Source organism: Pseudomonas sp. 05N434, assembly GCF_056396965.1.
In genome coordinates, this window is the sequence record NZ_JBFTMK010000446.1 from 1 (window position 1) to 4,292 (window position 4,292).

The following is a 4,292-nucleotide window of genomic DNA, read 5'->3' on the forward strand; positions in this document are numbered from 1 at the left end:
CAGCTAGTTGCTGCCATGGGGGGAATGCTTGAAGGATGAAGACTATAGTCAGCCCGGTAGCCCAAAAGGCGACCGGGTTTGGCAACCCAACCACAAAGAGTCCCTATCTATGACAGAGATTCCACCCATGGATAGATATATGGGTCGCCCGATTTGCCTAGTGATTACAAATAACTGAGCGTCCTTTACGCAGAAGGCACGCTCGTCACAGGAATGCGTTCCTGAGGCTGAGTTATATCGTAGACATGCTGTTCACAGCGGCTACCAACAAACTGGAACTCCACCAAATAGACCTTGCTTCTTTCTGGTGTGAAAGTGGTTTTGATCGGGCCGCAGCTATAGATACTCCCAACACCCGCGCCATTCGAATAACCCGACACCTGGAATGGCTGATCGACATCCRCCTGCACTTCCAGCTGCGGGAAGCGTTTAAGCGTGGCGCTGTTGGCCGCTGTTGACCAGGTCGTTGGTGGCGGTGGCCGACAGGTTGTTGGAGGCGCGCAAGGTGCCGGCGTTGTTCAGGTCTTTGCCGGCGATCAGGGTCACGTCGCTGCCCTGGACCAAGGCGCCGTTGGCGGCCAGGCGATTGTTGGCGTTGGCCAGGTACAGCACCGGCACCAGTACTTGCTCGCCATTTACCTCGGCATTCTCCATCCAGACAATGTCGTGGGTCAGGGCCGCGACTTGTTCGGAGGTCAGGCTGACGCCCAGCGACAGGTTGAGTTCTGTTTTGCAAGGATTTGCCGGACAAGTGCCAGGTGATCGATCAGCGTTTGAAGGAGTTGGAATCGGCGAAGAACAAAGCCGGGGGTTAGATGGCAAGATCTTTTGACGTAAAAAAACCCGGACACTGTCCGGGTTTTTATTGGATCGCTACGACGCTTTATTCAGCCGCCGGCGCTTCCGGCTTACGGCGTTTCAATGGCGCCATGCCGTCCTTGCTGACCAGCGACAGGGCGTCGGTCTTCGGGCGGTTGGCGATCTTGCGCTTGGTCGGAGCCTTGGCGCCGGTTTTCTTCTTGTCGCCCTTGGCGTCGACCTTTTTCTTCTTCACGCCAACGGCTTTGCCCGAGGCCTTGACCTTTTTCGGTCCGCCGTAGGTGCCTTTGACTTCCTTGATGGTGCGGCGCTCGAAGCTCTGCTTGAGGTAGCGCTCGATGCTCGACATCAGGTTCCAGTCGCCGTGGCAGATCAGCGAGATGGCCAGGCCATCGTTGCCGGCGCGGCCGGTGCGACCGATGCGGTGAACGTATTCGTCGCCGCTGCGCGGCATGTCGAAGTTGATCACCAAGTCCAGGCCTTCCACGTCCAGACCGCGGGCGGCGACGTCGGTGGCGACGAGGATTTTCACCCCGCCCTGCTTCAGGCGGTCGATGGCCAGTTTGCGGTCTTTCTGGTCTTTCTCGCCGTGCAGGACGAACGCTTTGTATTCCTGTGCCACCAGGCGGCCGTAGATACGGTCGGCCATGGCCCGGGTGTTGGTGAACACGATGGCCTTCTGATAGGTCTCGTTGGCCAGCAGCCAGTTCACGATCTGTTCTTTGTGCTGGTTGTGGTCAGCGGTAATGATTTGCTGACGCGTGGTGTCGTTCAGCTGGCTGACCGCGTTGAGCTGCAAGTGCTCAGGGTTGTTCAGGACCTTGGCGATCATCTCGCGCAGGCCCGAACCGCCGGTGGTGGCGGAGAACAGCATGGTCTGCTGGCGGTTGGTGCACTCATCCACCAGACGCTGCACATCTTCGGCAAAACCCATGTCGAGCATGCGGTCGGCTTCGTCGAGCACCAGCACTTCGACTTCCTTGAGGTCGAGGTTGCCGGCGTTCAGTTGCTCGATCATCCGGCCTGGTGTACCGATCAGGATGTYCGGCACCTTGCGCAGCATGGCGGCCTGGACCTTGAAGTCTTCACCGCCGGTGATCAGGCCGGACTTGATGAAAGTGAACTGCGCGAAGCGCTCGACTTCCTTGATGGTTTGCTGGGCCAGCTCGCGGGTCGGCAGCAGGATCAGGGTCTTGATGCTGACGCGGACTTTGGCCGGGCCGATCAAGCGGTTGAGGATCGGCAAAACGAAGGCGGCGGTTTTGCCGCTGCCGGTTTGCGCTGTCACCCGCAGGTCACGCCCTTGGAGCGCCAGCGGAATAGCCGCTGCTTGCACAGGCGTTGGCTCGACAAATTTAAGCTCGGCCACGGCTTTGAGCAGACGTTCGTGCAGGGCGAATTGGGAAAACACGGGTGCTACCTCGAAGAAATACAAAAAAACAGCTGCATAGGGTAACGGTTTCGAGCGCTAAGGCCGAGTTTCTTTATACAAACGGCTGCAAACAGTGGCTTTTTTGTTGCCTGATTTGTCTCAAAACGTCATCCGCAACCTCTTAAATGCTCTAATCGCCCCGTCGTGCCCTACAGAAGAAGCGTTTTCAACCATGGATATCAAACAGCTCTGGCTCAACGCCCAAGACCTCTGGGGTGCCCTTGATCAGCACCCGCTCCTGCATTCCACACTCGCGCTGATGTTGCTGCTGGTGGTGGCGCTGGTGCTCGGACGAGTGGCKCGTTACCTGATTCTTCATGCGACCAAAATGCTCGGCCGCCAGCCGGCGTTGCACTGGGTCAACGATTTTCGYCACAACAAAGTGTTTCATCGCCTGGCGCAAATGACGCCATCGCTGGTCATCCAGTTCGGCCTGCACCTGGTGCCGGAGTTGGGCAAGACCAGCATGAACTTCCTCGGCAACGTGGCGCTGGCGTTCACCATCCTGTTCCTGGTGCTGTCCATCGATCTGGGAATAAATGGACAATGGACAGAAAATTTTAAGCTACTGATTTTAATAGACTTGTGATGTCCATTTGTAGTTTTAGCTCACGCGTACAGTACTTCGACAAGACAATTGTGTCGATCCCGACCTGGCGCCTGATGTCCGAGTCGTTCAAGAACTGGCGCGGCATGCAGCAGTCCGGAGGACGGCGGATCAAGCGCAGCCTGTTCATCGACGCCAGCGGCGTGCGGTTCATTCGCGATGATGAAGAGCAGAAACTGTCCCAGGTGCATTTGCTGACCGACTACATGAGCCGCAAGACAGCCGAGCTCAAGGCCTGGAACGAAGCCCAGGGCAACGTCGCGGCGATGGCGGCCAACCGTCGGCGGATGACCAACATCGGCACCTTCCGCGCCTATGCGCTGGCGTATCTGAAAAGTCACCCGGAGGTTCAGCAGAACATGACCGGCATGGTGCGGCAGATGCAGACGACGGCGCAGGGGATTCCGCTGGAAATCTATTGTTTCACCCGCACCACGGCGTGGGCGGATTACGAGCGGATTCAGGGGGATATTTTCGATTATCTGCTGGCGGTACTGCCGGAGTTCGGATTGAGTCTTTATCAGCAGCCGAGTGGCGGGGATTTAAGGGCCGGATTGCTTCCGGCCATGTTAGGCGCGAGCCACATTCCGGAGCCGGAAAAACACATCATGTAAACACCGCCCCTATAGGAGCGAGCGGTGCGGCGATCCGACTTGCCCGCGAAGGCGGAGTGTCAGTCAACATAGTTATCGACTGATACTCCGCCTTCGCGGGCAAGCCATGCGCCTACAAGGGTAACGGTGTTATTTGACCTGACGCTGCGGCGCCTTGTGCACCATGGTGTAGGCGTAATCCACGCCCATGCCATACGCGCCGCTGTGCTCCAGCACCAGTTCCATCACCGCCTCGTAAGTGTCTTTGTGTGCCCAGTCACGCTGGTATTCCAGCAGCACTTGTTGCCAGGTGACCGGCACCGCGCCTGCCTGAATCATCCGCTGCACCGACATGTCGTGAGCTTCTTTGGTGGTGCCGCCAGACGCGTCGGTCACGATGTACACCTCGTAGCCTTCAGCCAGGGCTTCCAGCGCCGGGAAGGTCAGGCAGACTTCAGTCCAGAGCGCGGCAATGATCAGCTTCTTGCGGCCGGTGGCTTTCACCGCGTCAACCAGCGCCTTGTCTTCCCAGGAGTTCATCGAGGTGCGCTCGATCGGCTTCTGCTCTGGGTGAACAGCCAGCAACTCCGGCCAGATGAAGCCGCTGAAGCTTTCGGTTTCAACTGAGGTGTAGATCGTCGGCACGTTGAAAATCTTCGCGGCCTTCGCCAGACCCACGGTGTTGTTCTTCAGGGTCTGACGGTCGATCGACTGCACGCCGAACGCCATTTGCGGCTGGTGGTCGATCAGGATCAGGGCGGAGTTGGTTGGGTTGAGCAATTCACGGTTAGACATGGCGCGTTCCTTTTGATGTCGATTTGTTTAATGAATATTGGGTGAG

At 57.8% G+C, this 4,292-nt stretch carries 2 protein-coding genes and 3 pseudogenes; 1 reads left to right on the top strand and 4 read right to left on the bottom strand.

The features are described from left to right. Positions 1 to 185 precede the first annotated feature (185 nt). The 3 genes and pseudogenes from AC1DLB_RS22920 to AC1DLB_RS22930 form a co-directional block, all read right to left on the bottom strand. A pseudogene (locus AC1DLB_RS22920) lies at positions 186 to 452 on the bottom strand (hypothetical protein); the annotation flags it as partial. Next, positions 448 to 732: pseudogene (locus AC1DLB_RS22925) on the bottom strand (hypothetical protein); the annotation flags it as partial. The pseudogenes AC1DLB_RS22920 and AC1DLB_RS22925, both read right to left, overlap by 5 nt. A 151-nt stretch (positions 733 to 883) precedes the next feature. Then, positions 884 to 2,230: a DEAD/DEAH box helicase gene (locus AC1DLB_RS22930; protein WP_477785692.1), complete on the bottom strand. Its 1,347-nt coding sequence runs from the start codon at positions 2,228 to 2,230 to the stop codon at positions 884 to 886. A gap of 193 nt (positions 2,231 to 2,423) precedes the next feature. On the opposite strand from AC1DLB_RS22930, the pseudogene AC1DLB_RS22935 reads away from it, so the two are divergent. Next, a pseudogene (locus AC1DLB_RS22935) lies at positions 2,424 to 3,472 on the top strand (mechanosensitive ion channel family protein). Positions 3,473 to 3,601: 129 nt separating this feature from the next. On the opposite strand, the gene AC1DLB_RS22940 reads toward AC1DLB_RS22935, so the two are convergent. Continuing rightward, positions 3,602 to 4,246 carry a hydrolase gene (locus AC1DLB_RS22940; RefSeq protein WP_007934054.1) on the bottom strand — a complete coding sequence of 215 codons (645 nt, stop codon included), beginning with the start codon at positions 4,244 to 4,246 and terminating at the stop codon, positions 3,602 to 3,604. Positions 4,247 to 4,292 lie beyond the last annotated feature (46 nt).

Coding starts and splice junctions, on each gene's coding strand:
- AC1DLB_RS22940 (WP_007934054.1), bottom strand. CDS start 4,246: ATGTCTAACCGTGAATTGCTCAACCCAACCAACTCCGCCCTGATCCTG.